Source organism: Stieleria maiorica (assembly GCF_008035925.1).
Classification (GTDB): Bacteria; Planctomycetota; Planctomycetia; order Pirellulales; family Pirellulaceae; genus Stieleria; species Stieleria maiorica.
The window spans coordinates 5,476,991-5,495,081 of the sequence record NZ_CP036264.1 but is presented as its reverse complement, the minus strand read 5'-3'; the positions used below and the strand labels follow the sequence as shown (position 1 = coordinate 5,495,081).

Sequence of the window (18,091 nt, the reverse complement as noted above, 5' to 3'; positions counted from 1 at the left end):
CTATCAGGCCTTGGGCAGTTTGACCTTGGCGGTTTTCCCGCTTTTGGGCTCGTCGTCTGCCACGACCGGGGGGAATCCGTTCAATTGACGCCATATCTCATAACCGAGAGGAACTCGTTTCAGCAAAACCCATCCGTTGGCGCGCACGCCTTGACGAAGGTATCGGTCATCCGGCCAACCGTCCTCCCGCGGAAAATGATTGTCTGGGGTGACGATCACGCGAAAGTATCCCATCCCGTCGTCGGTTGGGAAAACTCGGTTGACTTTACCGCCGAAGGTGCCGACCGCGACCGAAGGCCAGCCGACAAATTGGACGGCCGGCCAGCCCTCAAACTGCAATCGCACCCGGTCGCCTTCCTGAATCAGTGGCATGTCGTTGCCGCTGACTTTTAATTCCACCGCCAACTCGTCTGCATCGGGGACGATCACGAACAGTTGGTCACCCTCCTTGATCGTGTCGCTGCCGGTCACGCCGTTCCACTGTTGGATGTATCCAGAACGAGGCGCCCGGATCTCCAGCCGATCCAACTCGCTGCGTTTGTTCCTCAAGTCCGAGATCTCTTTCTGGACCGTGTTGACCTTGCCGGTTGCCGCGTTGATCTTGTCGTTGGCTTCCTGGTTCTTGATCCGGATCTCCTGCTTTTTCGCTTCGATTTCTTCTTCTTTCGCTAGCAGCGCCGCATAGACTTCCTGTTCGGCGTTTTCGGCCTTAAGCACCTTGGCTTCTTGGGCATCGACCGACTGGCGTTTGGAAAACAGCTCTTCGCGCGAGATCAGGCCTTGTGGAAAGACGTCCTCGGCGACCTGCAACTGATTGATCTTGTCGCGCAGTTCGGCTCTCAGCGCGGTGACTTCGTTTTTTGCCTGTTCCCACTTTTGCCGGGCCGCCTTGTAGTCTTGCTGCAGCGCTTTCTCCAGCGACTCGCCGGATTGAAGTTGCAACTGGGCGTTCGTTTTCGCCACCTCCAAACTTGCGTTTTCCGCTTGCAGCTTGGATTCGAGCGCGATGATCTGGGTGTCGATCTGGGCGACTCCGTCGACCGCAAACGGCGTCATCTGCAACAGCAACTCGCCCTCTTCGACATAGCTTCCTTCGCGCAGCCCCGGCTTGACGTAGCTGACGACCCCTTTGGATTGGCTGAGCATCGGCTGGGGCCGTTGCTGGGGGTCGAGCGCCAACACGGTTCCGGTGCCCCGCGCGGTTTGACGCCAGGGGACAAACACCATCGAAATGATCGACAGGACCAGGGTGATAAACGTGATCCGGCCGACGATGCGAACGATCCGTCCGGTGCGTACCATCTGCAGCGCCGGAAAATCGTCGACGGAGGGTTCGGTTTCAATCATGGCAGTGATGCGATAGGGCGTAGCGTTAGCTCAAGTGCAACGAAATCTGGCCGTCACAAAGGTCGGCGACTTCGTCTCGATTGGTGAACACGATCAGCGTCCGATTCGCTTCGGGGCCGGTGATGTTGTTCCAAATCAAATCGCGGTACTGGCGGCTCACTTCGTCCAGCAATCCGTTGATAACGACCAATCGGGGACGCGGCGCGATGGCACGCGCAATCACCAGTCGCACCTGCTGTTCCCGGGTCAGCGGGTAACCACCGGTCTGTATTTTAGTGTTCAGTCCGTCGGGAAGCGAAAGCACCAATTCGAGCAAGTCGACCGCGGTGAGGACCTGACGCACGCGATTGGGTGAGACATTGGGTCGTCCCAGGCTGACATTTTCGACAATCGAACCGTAGAACAACTCGGGCTCACCGGCATAGCCGACCAATTCGCCCGGGTTGGCGATGGCCGCTTCCATGGCGTCGAACCCCGCGACTTGGATCACCCCCGCGTTGGGATCCATCAATCCGGCAAGCGATCTCGCGAAACGATCTTTGCCGGCCTGGTCATCACCGATCACGGCCAAACGCGATCCCGCCGCCACATCGGCTTCGGGGACGCGAGAGCGGTGCGTCACCGAGTGAAACGCCAGATCGCTCCAGCTAACCTGGGCTGGTCCGTCGGGGATCGTGCCGATTTCCGTCCGCGGATCCGGCGGAATGTCCAACAGGTTTCCGACTTTATCGATCCCGGCCATCATGTCGTAGAACTTCTCCAGCGATTTACCCGCTTTGGCGAACGCGCCGACCACCACCGTGACGACCAACTCGCTGGCGACCAACTGTCCCAGCGTGAGCTGGCCGTTGATCACCAACCATCCCCCCAATCCCAGCAAGACGGTGGAGGCGACAACTTGCAGCCCGACGGCGAAGATCACCTGCCGAATCACGACGCCGAACTGTTTCTTGCGGGCTTGGATGTACTCGGTCGTCAGTTGGTTGGCGCGCAGGATCGCCAACCGCTCGCCGCCACCGGTCTTGAACGCCGACGGCATGGCGATGACGTCCTGCAGCCAATGCGCGACTTCATACTTGGTCTTCGATTCCTTGATCGCCGTTTGAATGCCGTTGCGGCCCAACAGCCAGGTGAAAAAGACCATGGCAAAGACCAGGACCAGGTCGAATCCCAGCAGGAACGGATGGTAGAACGCGAGCAGAAACAGTCCCAGTGCCGTCGTCAAAATCACCGTCACGCCGTCCAGCAACAGCACCGCGGTCGCCTTCTGGATCGTCATGATGTCGAAGACGCGGTTGGCAAACTCTCGCGGATACTTGCCCCGCAGCGACGCTTGATTGGCACGCGGAAATCGGTGCGACAGATCGCTGACGATCCGCACGAACTGGCGGCGCTGGATGATTTCCACCACCCAGGTCTGCAACACTTTTAAAACGCCTGCGATCCCCAGGCACGTCAGCAACATGCCCGCCAAGACCACCAAGGGTTGGAAATACGTTCCCCAACTGACGACGTTGACCAGCCCTTCCACGACCAGCGGTGTGGCCAATCCCAACACCCCGGCCACGCCGGCAAACAAGACCACCAATCCCAGGTCGCGCCGGTCCATGTCCAATAACGCGACGAAGCGCTGCACCGGGCTGGGGGGGGATCCGTTCCCATCGCTCTCCGCCGCCGTGTCGCTTCTCGAGAGCGTCTCGCATTCCAATTCCTTCTTGGCGACCAACATCCTCACCGACTCCACGTCTCCCAGTCGTTCGATCAGTTCCGACTTGCTCAGGCTGTAATGCTCGGTGCTGTTCCCGATGATCGATGCGGTCACCCGGCGCCCCTCGGGCCCCTCCAACACCAACATCTTTCCGCCTCTCAGGGCGAACACCAGCGCGTATCCGTGCTGGACCGCCGCAAACGCTTCGCCGGCACTGCGAAACGGGGTCTCGCGGAGCACGATCCCGGCGTTTTCGGCCGCTTGAATCAAGGGGCGAAACGGGTCTTCCGGGTCATGCGGCAGCACGGTGAATGCGATCGGCTGTTTGCTCGGCTGGACATCCAGCGCGATCACCAGCGCCGCAACCGTCTTTTCCACGACATTGACGGTCGGCGCCCGAGCGGCACTTTCGGCTCTCCACGCCTCGTTCCCGCGACCAGACGACGATCGGCGGGGATCACTCTCGGGGTGTTCCAATTGCGGGGCGTTACTTTCACCCGGTGGTGACATGTCGATGGCTCAGTGGGAATCGAAACGACAGCAGGATCCAGGTCACTCCGCGGGGCGGCAGACCCCAACAAAAACCACCCGAAAAAACTTGGGACAACTGTACGGTCCATTCTTGTTTTTTGACAAGCCGTTTACCAAGACCACCTGCCAAGAAAGAGCAATTGTTCCGGGCATAGCCCCGTCGACGTTATGCGGTGTCGCCGACAGGCTCGTGGTGCACAAATCTCATTCCCGAAAACCACCACAAGGCCGGCAACCACGCCAGCATCGCCAATCCTGCGGCGATCGAACAGTACGTCCAAGAAAACCCGAACAAGGCACCGGCAACGGCCGCGGATCCGACCGCCAGCAGCAGGATCGGCGTCATAGACAGACCTAGGATCATCATGAAGACCAACGCACGTGCCCCCTGGAAGACGTCGGGGGTCCCGCTTGGCATCGGCCGCAATCCCGTGACCGCTGCGATGAAGTTTGTCATTGTGGCAAATGCCAGGCTGAAGGCGACTCCGGCAAACAGGATCGAGAGAGACGCCACGACACTCTGGGTACTGATCACCAGAGCGGGCAAACAAAACGCGATCTGAATCGCGATCAACAACGTCGCCGACCCGCTGACCATTCCCGCCGCGATCGCCATCGGACGGATGGGCAACGTTTGATACCACGTCAACAGGCGAGCGCTCGCGGCGAAACCGGTTTGGGAGGTGATCGAGAGCAGGAAGCCGACATAGGCCGACGCGCCCAAGGCGATCGGAACCGCATAGGTTCGCCCTGCGTCGGGAATCGTGTCGGGAAAGATCTGCAAGACGGCTGCTGCGGTAATCGCAGCCACGATGCCCAAAACGATGATTCCCGGGACCAGCCGTCCGGTGCGCCGGATCGCCGACGTGATCTGCGACCATGCCACCGGTCCGACACCGCCGAACCACCCGAATGCCGGCAGCATTTGAGACCGTTCTGCCTTTCGCGTCGAAATCCCGTAGACGTTGCCACCGCGGATGCGCTCAAGTTTCTTCTGACGTCGCGCGACGCCTTCAACGGCAAGCTCCGAAAATCCACGGTTGGTTCGATAGCAACTGACCGTGACCCCGGTGATCAGCCCCAGACCGATCAATTGCCCGACCAGCAATTCAATCCCTAGGTCACTTGTCATCACGGTGGCAAACGGGCGAAACGGCAACGACAGTCCCCATGCTGCCGGGCCACCGTTGATGGCACGAGAGACCACCGTGATCGAATACGATTCTTCAACCGCGATCACCCGACCGGCGGCTTCGATCACAATCACCGCGACGCTGGTCAACGCCGCCAATCGGATCGCTCGCAAGACACCGGGCGAGAGCCGCGGTTTGAGCAACGTGTATTGAAATGCCAGCATCGTGATCAAGATTCCGCCCGAGCTGATGCCCAGGAACCCGCCCAGAAAACTGCCCAAGTGCGGCAGCATGAACACGGCAAAAAAACCGCTGATCGGCAGCCAACCGAAAGCCAACGTCAACAGACGGTAGGACAGGATGTGCGAATTGGTGAACGGTCCGGCAAGAACGAATTGCAATTCGGCCGGTTTCAATTCCAGCAACGCTTCGCCGGAATTCGTCGTCACCATCGCTGCTGCGGCAATGTACATCAGCACCGGGATGGAGTCGGCAATCACACGGGCAAACGCCGATGGCGTGGGTTGATCGGCCGTCAATATCATCATCACGGTGGGCATCATTCCGAACCCAACCATGCCCAGCATGAACACCGCAAAGAACGCCCCCGAAGGCCGTTTGACCAGCCGCCAAGCTTGACGAAACGCCGCTCGTGACAGCATCTGCATCAATCGCGTCAACGCGGGGTCAATCATCGCGATTTGCCCGTTCACCGTTCGTGACGTCGTTCGCCTCTGGTTCGGCCTGTCCGGTCAGCCGGAAAAAGACTTCTTCCAGGGACCGGCTTGCACCGCCGAATTGGGTGCGGGCCTCATCCAGCGGGCCGCTGAACAAGACACTCCCCTGGCAAATCAAGACCAGGAAATCGCATAAATCATCGACCAGCGATAGTAAGTGCGAACTGACCAGCACCGTCGCGCCACGCCGTGACTGTTCACGAATCGAATCTTTCAGGATACGGATGCTCGGCGGATCCAGCCCCGTCATCGGTTCATCCAACAGCAAAACGTCAGGTGAACGCAAATACGCACACGCGATCGCCACCTTTTGACGCATCCCCCGCGACAATTCCGATGCCAGCGTGTTTTTTTTGTCACTCAAACTGAAACGGCTCAGCAATCCGTCGCCGTCGCGTTGCCAGTCGGCCAATCGGTACGCCGAAGCGATGAACTGCAGGTGTTCCCAGACCGTCAATGTATCGAAAAGGGGCGGGTCGTCGGGGACATAAGCGGTTCGCTGCTTGACCAATAGCGGATCGCTGGTCAAGTCCGCACCGGCAACGCTCAATCGTCCGGCGGTTGGACGCAGGATGCCACATAACGTCCGGATCGTGGTCGTTTTGCCGGCACCGTTGGGGCCGACCAAGGCGGCGACTGAACCGGCGGGAACCGCAAACGATGCACCCGCAACCGCGACGAAATCACCATAGCGTTTGACAAAAGCTTCGACTTCGATCACGGCTTGCCGACTCGGATTTCAAGAAGATGGCTGTGGGGATGCAAATGCCTTGTCACCCGCCGGCCCCGCACCCGCCGGCCCCGCACCCGCCGGCCCCGCACCCGCCGGCCCCGCCCTTAGCGGCCCGGCGATTCGATTTCGAACAGCATGATCACGGTCACGTCTCCGCCGGAAAAGGTGTTCATCGAACTCGCCCCGGTCGCCAGAGCCGCCGAATGATTGCCCGAGATCGACAACACGCGAATGTTGTTCTTTCGGATGAACCGGTTGATCTGCTTTTCCAAATCATCCAGTTCGGTGTCGACGGACTTGAATATTTTGACCTGCTGCACGTGATGACTCCGCAGTCTCGCTAGGTGTAAAGGATGCAACGTCGATCTCGGGGGGAAACAAGCGATCGACACGACATCCGCCAAGGTAGCACGCCGATACCGGCCGTGCGAGCAGTCCTACATGTTGGTGTCCAGGCTTTAGCCGCCCACTGTCGCTGCGTAACAGCGACTCGGTATCGCCTAAAGGCTAAATACCAACGGATTGACAATCTACTATCGCGGCCGTCGAGGTGTGGACACCGCATGATCGATCGCACACGCCCCGGCCAGTACCGCGACGCTGCGGTCCAGCCCGGCCTGGCGAAACAACCGTCGCATGCCGACCATCAACGCGTGCCAGGTGTGAATCGTTTCCGGCACCGGAAACTTGCGGGCGTCGATGCGGTCAAAACCTTGTTCGCTGACGCTGATTTCCGTCGGCAGATGCATCAACGCTTCCAGCATCAAGTGTTGGCGGCATTCCAATTCGCTCAGGTCCGGGTCATCATAAATCCACATGTGGGGACCAAGGATCCGATCGATCATCGCCAGCGCCGCCGATTCTGCCGCGTCGCTGGAAAGCACCAAATCCGTTTGCCCACACTGAACGTAAAACTTTGCCATCGGATCGCTCCTCCGTGAAGAAATGTGAGATACTGCCAGCAGGCCGCGGCGTTTTCGCCCCCGCTGTCCTGCAAATAGGATCGCGGGAGCGTTGACACAGCCGGTCACGACTCCATCCACGCCCGTTTTCAGCAGCCAATCATGCCCATCCGTTCGATCCTGATTTCCCGTGTTCTGGCCCTGCCGCTCTGTGTTGTGACGCTGTTGTTGGCATCCGGTTGCGGATCGGAAAACGCAGATTCAACCGACCAAGGCCCAGCAACCGCCGAAGCGGCAGCCGCCGAGGCCGGGGGCGAATCAGACGCCGCCGAATCTCAGTCGCTCAGCAGCTCCGATCCTGGGACCGATGCAACGCCGGAAACCGCGGCGGATGCGCTTTACAGCCCCGAGGCGTTTCGGATGGCGGCACACGATGGCAAGCTCCGCGTCGTCCAGCTTTGTCTCGAGAGCGGCATGGACATCAACGAGGCCGATGCCAATGGGCTGACCCCGCTGGCTATGGCCGCCTACAACGGTCACGACGACGTCGTCACGTTGCTGATCGCCAATGGCGCAACGGTCGATTCGCGTGATCGGACCGGAAAGACACCCCTGATTCACGCCGCCAGTGGTCCAGCCCCCACCACGGTCGAAATCCTGCTGGACGCCGGTGCAGAAATCAACGCCGTCGACAACGGCGAACACTGGACCGCATTGATGATGGCCGCCGCCGAAGGACAAGCCGAAGTCGTCGAAGTCCTGCTAACACGTGGCGCCAAAAAAGACATGGTGGACATCGACGGCGAATCCGCCGCCTATTTCGCACGCCAAAACGGCCACGTCAAAATCGCCCAACGGTTGGAACAGTGAGTGACGAGTTGGCAGTCAGTCTCGTTCCTGGGCTCGGCCTTGGAACACGCTGAAGACGTGGCTCCCGCCACACACGCAGCGTGCCGCAAGAGGTGGAGCCTCTGGAAATTTGCGTCCCCAGGCGGAGCCTGGGAACGATGAAAAACCTGAAACTTGAAACCTGAAACTCAGTTCGCCGGGACGCAGAGTTCGATCCAGTGCCCGTCGGGGTCTTGGACGAAGGTTTGTTGGGCGCCGTCGGGGCGGATGCGGCGGGGCAACCGATTCGCGTCGTTGGCGTCGAGGTGTTTTTCCCAGGCATCGAGATCGTCGACGACCAAGGCCAAATGGGTGCCTCGGTGTCCCGAATGCACCGGCAAGTCACGGTCGCCGATCAAGTGAAGTTCTTGGTCGACCCCCAAGCGAAACCATGCGCCGGGGAAATCAAACGCGGGGCGATCCATCGGAGGCAAGCACAGAACATCCCGATAGAACGCGACACTGGCCGGAACATCGGCGACGTGCAACGCGACATGATTCAGCTGATGGACTTTCAACTTGAAACTTGAAACTTGAAACTTGTTAAACCGACTTCGCTGCATATTGCTCGGCGTATTCAATCGTCCACGCGTCGATCACCTCTTCGAACTCCTGGACGTCGACGTCGGCGATATCGCGGAACAGCGACCGGTTAAAAATCTCGCCGTTTTCCACAGTCGCCTTGCCTTTCAAATCCAGCACCCGCAGGTCGCTGTAGGGGCGGATCACCATTTCGAAGCGGCTGTATGTGTTGGATCGACGCCCGTTCTTGATCCTCAGGTCATCGCGATAACAGGCCGATCCCCAGCCGATTTCGCCGAACAGTGATTCCTGGCGGAAACCGGGGAACGCGTCGATAACGCTGCGCATCTTCGCTTCGATGCGTTCGGACAGCGACAGGCGGTAGGAGGTGTGCAGCCGTTTGAGTTCTTCTTCGGTCAGCTCCTTACGTTTCGCTTCGCTGGCCGAATGATCGCGTCGCCGTTGGCCCCGCTGAATCGCCGATTCCAAACGCGACTGAAAGTCATCGCTCATTCCGACGCCTCCGTTGGTTTTTCCGGAGCCGAGTCCTTGCCCACTGCATTGTTGCCCATTGCATCGTTGCCCATTGCATCGTTGCCCATTGCATCGTTGCACGCTGACTCGCTGGCAACGGCCGTTTCGACGGCGGCCGGCTGGGATGGCGGTGCGTTCTCGGTCGGTTTGGCGGGCTCAGGCTTCTGCTGCTCGGGTTGAGACTTCTCAGGCTTGCCTTGGGACTCTTTTGCCGCGGGCGTTTCTTCCTGTTTGGAATAGAATTGCATCAGATCGCCGAACGAACGCAGCGGTTCATCGCCTTTCTGCATCGCGTCGCTGATCGGTTTCGCTTCGGGTTTGGCGACGACACGATAGGATTCCGGTTGCCGTGGTTTCCGCGAATCACGTCCGCGTCCGCCACGACCTCCCTGGCCTCCGCGTCCCTGTCCACCACGCCCTCCCTGTCCGCCACGTCCCTGTCCGCCACGTCCCTGTCCGCCACGTCCCTGTCCGCCGCGGCCCTGGCCACCGCGACCTTGACCGCCCCCACGACCCTGCCCTCCTTGGGCTTGATCGCCGCGACCAGCGGGCTGTGCTTGGCCGGCGGGTTGACCTTGACCGGCGGAAATGCGTCCGCCGCCTTGACGTCCCTGGCCGCGTCCTTGTCCCCGACCCGGTCCGGCACCGGACCGGCTATCGCGGCGGTACCCGCCACGGCCACCGGAGGATTCGCGATTTTGGCGTTCCTTTTCCAGCTGTTCCTCTTGTTGCGGCGACAGGGCACTCAAACCGACGCGGCGTCGTTTTTCGTCGATGCCCGTGACCCAAGCGGTGACCACATCGCCGACTTGAATGGCTTCGTTCAGATCTTCGACGTATCCGTCACTCAGCCGGCTGACATGAATCAGACCGCTGCAATCCGGGGCCAGTTCGACGAATACGCCAAAGCTCATCACTCCGACCACGACGCCGACCACTTGGTCGCCGGGGTTGAGTGTTTTTAGCGTGGGCATCGTGTCCAACACGCCGGGAGGATCGTTGCTGATTGCGGTTTCGCCGAAGGGGTCGCACAGCCATCGGACCACTTGGTTGACGCGATGGCGTCCGACTTGCCACTCCTTGATGCACTTGTCGATTTTGGCGCGTTCGGGCAGCGGCCGCCGAACCGGCTCGGGCACCGCCGCCGCTGCGTCGGTGCTTGTCGATTCTTGGGCTTCGGATTCCTTCGCCTCTGGTGTCTCGCTCGTTGCTTCAGGACTCACCGACGAATCGGATTCGCTTGCCGTTGCCTCCGCATCCTCTGCGGACGCTTCGGTGGCTCCGTCGGTCGCGGCAATTTCGCTGACATTGTCCGATGGTGCCGACTGGGCGGCGGCCTCGGTTGAATCCTCGGGTGAATCCTCGGGCGCGTCAGGCTTTCCGCCTTCGGAGTCACCGCTTTGTTCCGGAGCACTCGCTTCGTCACTGCCGGCTGTCGCCTCGTCGCCGATCTTAAACTCACCGGCCTTTTCACCGGCGTGGTCGAAATCTTCGACCGGAGCCGGCTGGGCGGGCGTCGTCGCATCGACCAGCTTGGGTTCGGCGATGTCGGCCAGTTTTTCGTAGCTGGGTGCTTCGTACCCGGGCGGTGCCGGCGGAGGCAGTTCGATCTCGAGTGCGTTGGCAAGCTTTTTAGCCAGCGCGTAATCGTCGGGGTGAATCAGTGTTCCGTCGAGCACCTCGTCGCTCTCAAAGACCCGCAAAAACGGCAGCGCCTGACGCGACTGCACGTTCGATTCCCAGCCTTCAAGCGACAACAGTTCCTGTCGCGAACTCAGCAATTGTTGTTCGCGGCGGGTGATCAGCGATTGAGCCACCGTGGGGTTCATGCCGGGCAACTGCTGCAACCAGCCCAGTGGAGCGGCGTTGCTGTCCACGCCGCCACGCGATGCGCCACTGGACATGATGTGCCCCAGCGAAATCGCCAAGGCGTCTTCAGACAATTCGCTTTGGAACGATGCCAGTCGCAATCGCAACGGATCGACTTTGGCATAGGCCTGGGCGGGATGCATGACGGAGAACGCGATCCAGGCCGCGGCACGGAAACGCCGCGGCGTCGATCGCATTTCGGAATTGGCCACATCGCTGCTGGCATAGGTGTCGGCGCCCGAGCGATCGGCGACGGTCCAACGGACCGTGTGGTCAGGACTTTGTGCGATCAAATCACCCAGGGCGATCAGGCAGGCACGCCGCGCGGGCCCGTTGCTGACGATCACCAAGTCGACGTGGTGTTGGTGGATCAATTCGCCCATCTTGGCGACGGTTTGGCCGCGCACATTTCCCGACAACTGACACGGCAAATCTTCACCGTGCAGCACGCGTCCGTCGGCCGAAACGATCGCCGTCGCGGCGGTCTTGGGCCCGACGGCATCGATCGACATCACAACCTTGGCGTCGACCGGGCCGCGGTTGACCTGGCGTCGCAAATGGTCGGCGACGACACCGACCAACCGTGTCGACGCACGTTCGTGAAGCTCATCCCACCACGCCGCCTCGGCGGCCTCGCGAATGTCGGCTTCATGCTGCATCACGACGTCACCCAAGATCGATTCGATCCCCGGGTTCAGGCTGATCACGGCACGTTTGATTTCACCGACCAACTTGGCCGCGTCGTATTCGAACGCGCACACGGCGACTTGGCTGCGGAGGGCTCGGCCGAGCATGACGATCTGAAACGCGCTCAGCTTGGTCGCCGGCATCCGCTTGCCTTCCAGCGGTTTCAGGACGCTGACCAGCCAGCGGCGTCGACGTTGACGCGGGGAAATCTTTTTCTGTTTCTTAGGAGCCGCGGATTTCCCTTTCGATTTCTTCGCCGCCGGTTTTTCCTGTTCTTCCGGATCCGGTTTGAAACCCGGCAGGTCGGCGTCGGCATCCGCACCGGCCGTCGCGGGCGCGGCGTTGGACTCACCGTCCGCCTTCGCTTCGGGCTGATCCCCTTCGGCCGGTTGAGTGCCGGCGGCACTGCCTTCGGCCTCGGCGGGCGGTTGCGATTTTGTCTCGGTCGACGTTTCCGCTGGCCCTTGGTCGGTCGCGTCGGCTTCGCCCGGCGTGTCTCCGGCCGCAGGTGATTCTGCCGCGGGTGATTCGGCCGCCTGTTCTGAAGCGACCGCATTTTCGTCCGGTGCCGCGGGCGTTGCAGCCGGCGTCTCGGTCACCGCCGCCGGTGCTGCATCGGTTGCCGGTTCGGCTTGCGGTGTTTCTTGCTCCGCCGTCACATCTGCCGCCGCTGCCGGTTTCGCTCCGTCCGTCTTTTCATCCGGCTTGTTCGATTTCGGCTCGCTCTGCTTGCCCTCGGCGTCGGCTTGGTTTTGTTCGGCCGCGGCGATGTGTGGATCATGCACATCGGAGATGTGAAGTTTCGCGTTTCGGCTCAGCCAGCGAACCGCGGCGCTGATCACCCGAGGATCACCGGCCAATCGACCGGGAATCGCCTTGCCCAGTCCCTCGACGGCAGCGGCGGCATCGGAGACCGATTCCATCGTCTCGGCGACGGCGGCGGCATCGGCAGGATCGCCCTTTTGGGGATTGAGCATCCGCACGGCCAGCCGGTTGGCGTCACTCTCGACGCCTGCGGTGGTTTCTTGTCGCAGTCGTTTTGCCAGCCGCTGCAGCGTGCGATTGGAGCCGCTTTTGCGGATCGCATCACCGATCGCCGGATCCGCCAGCGGCGTCGCTTGCCACATCTGGTGAAGCTCATCGCGGTACTCTGCCAGCGATTTCTCGGCGTCCAAGGCCGCCTTCAGACCCCACAGCGTCGCTTCGTCCAGCCCGCCGAGTTCATCGCGGCGGTACCGCGCCAAGAAAGGAGCTTCATAGCCCTGCTCAATCAACGGCAGGGCAAGTTTCAGACTCGATGCATCGCATCGCCCGCGTCGGGCGATCGCTTCTAGATCGACAGCCATGATCAGTCGGTCTCGGTGTTGGTCCGGACGCCACTCTGGCCGGCGGTGCAAACAACGCACCAAGGCGGGCGGCGATCCAGGAATCGTTGGTGTGCCGCGTTGCCAACCATCCCTCGGGTTCGGGTGTCGACGTTCGCGGCGGGAAAATCCCCACGTGGGGCGAGGCGGGTGGAACGCACCAATAAACAGCGTGCTCCCCCCAGCTTTCGCCGCGCGAGAATAGCGCCACAGGCCCTGCCTGTCAACTGAGGGACCCGACGAATGAGTCAACCGCCGATCGGCGTGAAACTGGGATAACCGGCAAAATCGATCATTTCGCCTTTACTTGCCCAGCCGTCAAAGTCGATACCGTTAACGCACACCCGTCGGATGACCGACGCCACTGTGCTTTGGATATTGTGCTTTGGATACTGAACTTTGGATTTCGATCGACCAAAAGAAATTGATGAGCAACTTTGATCAGCGATTGCAGGCGGGATGGAGAGTTTGGTCCGAAGACGATCCGTCAGATTGCGACACACCGACCCGATCGGATCCCCGCTGGCTCAGGGAACTGGACCAGATTGCGGGCACCGGCCCCAAAAAGACCCGTTCCGTCCCAATAAAACTGCTCACCCGGTTGCTGCTCAGTGCCCATCGCTGCAACAGCGCCTGGCTGGACGATTTTGCGGATGACGTCGTCGTGATCGATGCGGACCTGCACGAAGTGTTGCTGGCCTTTGAAAAGTTTCAACAGGAAAGCACGGGGCAAGACGGCCCCAACCTGACTCCCAGAGTCGCGGCCTGATCGCTTCCGATCAATCGCCTCGGCTCCGGCGTATTCACCTCCCCAAACGTCGCTCCCCCACGGAGCGAATCGATTCCGAAGGAAATGTACCCATGCGCTCCATCGCTGTGATCAACCAAAAAGGCGGGGTTGGAAAAACCACCAGTTCGGTGAACCTTTCGGCGGCTCTGGCCCAGTCCGGACGCCGCGTTTGCGTCATGGACCTGGATCCCCAGGCCCACGCCTCGCTACACCTCGGCATCACCGCGGTCGATGACCAGCCCAGCATGTACGAAATCCTCTGTAGCGATGCGACGATCGCCGAGGCCAAGCGACAGGTGAACGACAACCTGTGCGTGGTGCCGTCCAACCTTGATTTGGCAGCGGCGGAATTGGAATTGGCCGGCGAAGTCGGACGAGAGATGATCCTCCGCGACAAATTGGACGACGACCCCGACGAATACGACTACTTGATCTTGGACTGCCCGCCCAGTTTGGGTGTACTGACGGTCAACGCTCTGGTCGCCGTCAACGAAGTCTTTCTGCCGCTCCAGCCACACTTTCTCGCCCTCCACGGCCTGAGCAAACTGTTGCGGACCATCGAAGTCGTCTCGCGTCGCTTGAACGACCAACTGCGACTGTCCGGCGTCATGCTCTGCATGTACGACTCCAACACCCGATTGGCGGCCGAAGTCAGCACCGATATCGACGAGTTCTTCCAGGCGACCAAGGGCGGACGCGAGTTCTTCCGCGGGGCCAAGTTCTTTGAAACGCGGATCCGCCGCAACGTGCGGCTGGCCGAGGCGCCCAGTTTCGGACAATCGATCTTCCAATACGCTCCCCAAAGCAACGGCTCGATCGACTACCAGGCCCTGGCCGAAGAAGTCATCGCGCAAGAGCAAAACGGTTCCGCCGAAGAACCTGTTGCGGTTGTCCAGCAGCACAACGCAGCGGTCGAGCAACGCATCGCCGCCTGAATTGGCAGCTCCTGCAAGCCCGAAACGCAAGCGAGTGAATCTGCTGCGCCACTTGCTCACGCCGCGGGCTAGTCAATCCACAGACGCTTAGACCTTGTCCCTCAACGCGGCAAGCGTCGTACGTGGTAGCGGAATTCGCCAAGAATTTCGGCGTTTCCCCTGTGGACTGCTGCGAAGTCGAAAGCCTTGGCGGCTTCCGCTACGTGTTGAGGGACAAAGCCTCGCCTAGGAGGGCATGCTGTGCATGCCAACGCTTGTCATTCACAGCCTGACCTACCTATAGCGCCGAACTCGATATCTCTTTCTTGCAGCGGCGCTTGGTCCGGCACGGCCATGTGACCGGCGTTCTGCGATTCGAATATACTTTGCCGACCCAGCGGATCGCCGCGTGAGGGCAAACGAATTCGTTCAAGGACCGCAAAATGAGAGTCGGATTACTTTTCACCATGCTTGTCGTCGGTGCCATCTGTCACGCCGAAGACTGGCCGGGGTGGCGCGGCCCACGCGGTGATGGAACCAGTCACGAAACCGACGTTCCGACCGAGTGGGACGCCGCCAGCGGAAAGAATATTCGGTGGAAAACGCCCATCGCCGGGGCGGGATATTCCTCGCCCGTCCTCGTCGGCGATTCAATTTTCCTGACGTCCTGCGACCAGACCACGCAAGCTCGCTTGCTGCATTGCCTGGATCGTGCCAACGGCACCCCCAAGTGGACGCGCGAGGTGATCGCGGCGCCGCTGGAGGGCATGCACAAATTGAATAGCCACGCGTCGGGAACCCCCGCGGCCGACGCTGACCACGTCTACGTCACGTTCTTTCAAACCGATGATACCAGCGGCAAACGCGGCGAACCGGGCGAGATGGTCGTTGCCAGCTACGATCACCGGGGAAATCAACAGTGGTTGGTCACCGTCGGAGCGTTCTCCAGCATTCACGGCTATTGCACCAGCCCGGTCCTTTTTGAAAACTTGCTGCTGGTCAACGGAGATCACGACGGTGAATCGTATCTGGCAGCACTCGACAAAACGACGGGCGATCTGGTCTGGAAAACCCCGCGCGTGCATCAGACACGAAGCTACGTCACGCCGCTGTTGCGTGAAATCGACGGCCAAATGCAGGCGGTCATGACCGGCAGCAAACGTGTCGCCGGATTCGACCCACGCAGCGGCCGGCGACTTTGGTGGATCGAAGGTCCGACCGAGCAATTCGTCGCGTCGATGGTCTATGACGATCAAAACTTCTACCTGACGGCCGGCTTTCCGACCTACCACGTGATGTCGATTCGTCCCGGCGGCGTCGGTGATGTCACCGACACCCACGTCAACTGGCACGTGACCGCGGCGCAGAGCTATGTCCCGTCGCCCGTGGTCACCGGCGGATTGCTATTCATCGCCGACGACCGCGGCATCGCCCATTGTTTCGACACGGAGTCGGGCGAGCGACTGTGGCGCGAGCGTTTGGGACGCCACTTCAGCGCCTCGCTGGTGACCGCCGGCGGCTTGGTCTACTTTACCACCGATGACGGCGAAACGATCGTGATGAAAGCATCACGAGAGCCCGTGGTCGTCGCAGAAAACTCCCTCGGTGAATCGGTGTTCGCGTCACCGGCAATCTCCGACGGAAAACTGTATCTCCGAACCCGTGAGCATTTGTATTGTATTGGAAATCCTTGATGTCCCGTTTCCGGTCGATCGTGATGCTGCTGGTCGGCTTCGCACTGTGGACCAACCCGCTGCTGTCATCGTGCTCCCAGGGCCAAACCACGACCTGGGACGGAAAACATGACACCTCCATCATCAAGCTGACGGTCGTCTACTTCGTCCCCGCCGATCGAAACCCGCTGGTCGATTGGCGGGACCGCGTGGATTACTACTGCACGCGGATTCAGCGGTTTCACCAGCGAGAGTTTCAAGGACAAAGTCGCTTGGACGTGACCGTCCATCCGACTCCGATGGTCTCCAAGTGGACCACGTCGGAGTTGCGTCGCGGCGATGCCAATGCGATTTTTTTCAAAACACTTTCGGAGATCGACCAGCGGATGGAATTGGGATCGGCCAGCGACGATGGGTTCCCGATCGTGTTGGCTTTGAGCGATATCAACCATCGACCGTTGGACGATTTCTATCGCCTCGCGTGGAAAGACGGTCGGGCCGAGTTCGAAGGGATCTTGACCGGAGGAAATCATTTTCCGGGGTCGGCACTCGGCGGCGCAAGGGCGACCTACCTGGCCGATCGAGGCATCGGGTGGGGATTGGTCAGTGCCGACGGATGGCGTGTGCCCTATCGCGGTTCGGATTGCGTGATCTATCACGAAGGACTCGGACACACGGTCGGGCTGCCGCACCCCGAACCGGGCAACCGATCGGTCATGAGCAGGGCGCAGTACCACGGCTGGATCAATGAATCTTGGATCGACGACGACCAGAAAAAACGTCTCGGGTGGAAACCGACCGAACCAAAACAAGATCCGCAAATCGAATTGTTCACACAATTCCGCGCCCGTCCCTCTCCGCCTCAGCCCCAGCCGGGACAAATGGCAATGCTCAAGCTGGATGTTCCCGACGCCGCGATTGTGAAATCCCTGCGTGCCCGTTTTCAAACTGCAATCGATGGTCCCTGGATCGATGTCGACACTTCGACGGACGCTGGCGAAGCCGACCCGATCGAACTCGGTGTTTTCGATCGCCCGACCCCGGTCAGCTATCGCGTGGACATCGAAACCGAGGGCGGTCGCGAGCAGCTTTGGGGCTACTTTCAAGTCCGCGACGCCGACAATTCGCCACCCCAACCGATCGAATTCAAGTCGGACTTGGCCAAACCCACGATGCTCGGTCCGGCTGTGATTGCAGATCCGCCGGGCGAAGAGCTTGACCTGCTGGATGGACTCGAGTTGGACCGCTGCTTTAAAACCGGAAAATGGTCCCACCAGCAGCAAACAATTCAATCCAATAAGCAATACGGTGTGCGGTTGGAACTCCCCTACACGCCTCCACCACACTACCGGATCACCGTCGTCGCAGAGCCTTTGGACGTTCCGAATGGTCTGTTGCTGGGGTTGCGCAAAGGGGACCGACGGTTCGTTGTGCTCGTCAACCACACGTCGGGACGCGACGCGTCGACGGCACTGGAGAATGTTGACGGAAAAAACGTCGGCAATGACACGACCTTTGTCGGTAACCTCTTCAAACAAAACCGTCTCTCACAGATCGTCGCGACCGTTCACGAATCGGGTGTGACGGTCACCGTCGATGGGAGATTGGTGATCGATTGGAAGGGATCGGCGGATCAATTGTCTTTGTCGGACTACTGGAAAACGCCCAACGATCGATCACTATTCTTGGGGACCTATGATTGTGCCTACTGTTTCCACCGCGTCACGGTCGAGCCGTTGTAGATCGCAGCCGTTGCGTC

Annotated in this window: 14 protein-coding genes; 5 read left to right on the top strand and 9 right to left on the bottom strand. The window is 60.3% G+C overall.

All coding sequences use genetic code 11. From position 1 onward, the window contains the following. Positions 1-3: 3 nt before the first annotated feature. From Mal15_RS18680 to Mal15_RS18655, 6 genes are all read right to left on the bottom strand, one after another. The gene (locus Mal15_RS18680) at positions 4-1,347 is read right to left on the bottom strand and encodes an HlyD family secretion protein (RefSeq protein ID WP_147869165.1); all 1,344 of its coding nucleotides are present in this window, start codon (positions 1,345-1,347) and stop codon (positions 4-6) included. A gap of 25 nt (positions 1,348-1,372) precedes the next feature. Beyond that, a complete protein-coding gene (locus Mal15_RS18675; protein WP_147869164.1) occupies positions 1,373-3,565 on the bottom strand; it encodes a peptidase domain-containing ABC transporter in 2,193 nt (730 codons plus the stop codon). A gap of 187 nt (positions 3,566-3,752) precedes the next feature. Then, positions 3,753-5,414: a putative ABC exporter domain-containing protein gene (locus tag Mal15_RS18670; protein WP_147869163.1), complete on the bottom strand. Its 1,662-nt coding sequence runs from the start codon at positions 5,412-5,414 to the stop codon at positions 3,753-3,755. Beyond that, positions 5,407-6,177 carry an ABC transporter ATP-binding protein gene (locus Mal15_RS18665; RefSeq protein ID WP_147869162.1) on the bottom strand — a complete coding sequence of 257 codons (771 nt, stop codon included), beginning with the start codon at positions 6,175-6,177 and terminating at the stop codon, positions 5,407-5,409. Before Mal15_RS18665 ends, Mal15_RS18670 begins: the two co-directional genes overlap by 8 nt. 116 nt (positions 6,178-6,293) lie before the next feature. Further along, the gene (locus tag Mal15_RS18660; protein WP_147869161.1) at positions 6,294-6,509 is read right to left on the bottom strand and encodes a DUF4827 domain-containing protein; all 216 of its coding nucleotides are present in this window, start codon (positions 6,507-6,509) and stop codon (positions 6,294-6,296) included. A 213-nt stretch (positions 6,510-6,722) separates the two neighbouring features. Further along, positions 6,723-7,112, bottom strand: coding sequence for a hypothetical protein (locus tag Mal15_RS18655; RefSeq protein WP_147869160.1), 390 nt, complete (start codon positions 7,110-7,112; stop codon positions 6,723-6,725). Between the two features lie 141 nt (positions 7,113-7,253). Here Mal15_RS18655 and Mal15_RS18650 point away from each other — a divergent pair, with 141 nt between their 5' ends. Beyond that, positions 7,254-7,961 (top strand): ankyrin repeat domain-containing protein, encoded by a 708-nt coding sequence (locus tag Mal15_RS18650; protein WP_147869159.1) that lies wholly within the window; start codon positions 7,254-7,256, stop codon positions 7,959-7,961. A gap of 167 nt (positions 7,962-8,128) precedes the next feature. Here Mal15_RS18650 and Mal15_RS18645 read toward each other — a convergent pair whose 3' ends face one another. From Mal15_RS18645 to Mal15_RS18635, 3 genes are read right to left on the bottom strand one after another with little or no spacing between them, the layout of a single operon-like run. Next, positions 8,129-8,497 (bottom strand): VOC family protein, encoded by a 369-nt coding sequence (locus Mal15_RS18645; protein WP_147869158.1) that lies wholly within the window; start codon positions 8,495-8,497, stop codon positions 8,129-8,131. Between the two features lie 25 nt (positions 8,498-8,522). Beyond that, the gene (locus Mal15_RS18640) at positions 8,523-9,014 is read right to left on the bottom strand and encodes a hypothetical protein (protein WP_147869157.1); all 492 of its coding nucleotides are present in this window, start codon (positions 9,012-9,014) and stop codon (positions 8,523-8,525) included. Then, positions 9,011-12,937 (bottom strand): S1 RNA-binding domain-containing protein, encoded by a 3,927-nt coding sequence (locus tag Mal15_RS18635; RefSeq protein WP_147869156.1) that lies wholly within the window; start codon positions 12,935-12,937, stop codon positions 9,011-9,013. The genes Mal15_RS18640 and Mal15_RS18635 overlap by 4 nt, the downstream gene beginning before the upstream one ends. Positions 12,938-13,340: 403 nt before the next feature. Between Mal15_RS18635 and Mal15_RS18630 the strand changes: the two genes are divergently transcribed. The 4 genes from Mal15_RS18630 to Mal15_RS18615 all read left to right on the top strand — a co-directional run bounded on the left by Mal15_RS18630 (position 13,341) and on the right by Mal15_RS18615 (position 18,074). Beyond that, positions 13,341-13,724 carry a hypothetical protein gene (locus Mal15_RS18630; protein WP_147869155.1) on the top strand — a complete coding sequence of 128 codons (384 nt, stop codon included), beginning with the start codon at positions 13,341-13,343 and terminating at the stop codon, positions 13,722-13,724. 92 nt (positions 13,725-13,816) lie between these two features. After that, positions 13,817-14,680, top strand: a complete 864-nt coding sequence (locus Mal15_RS18625) for a ParA family protein (RefSeq protein WP_147869154.1) — start codon at positions 13,817-13,819, stop codon at positions 14,678-14,680. Between the two features lie 422 nt (positions 14,681-15,102). After that, complete coding sequence (locus Mal15_RS18620) at positions 15,103-16,353, top strand: outer membrane protein assembly factor BamB family protein (RefSeq protein ID WP_147869153.1); 1,251 nt, start codon at positions 15,103-15,105, stop codon at positions 16,351-16,353. Next, entirely contained in the window at positions 16,353-18,074 is a 1,722-nt protein-coding gene (locus Mal15_RS18615; protein ID WP_147869152.1) for a hypothetical protein, read from the top strand. Before Mal15_RS18620 ends, Mal15_RS18615 begins: the two co-directional genes overlap by 1 nt. The last annotated feature ends 17 nt before the right edge of the window (positions 18,075-18,091 follow it).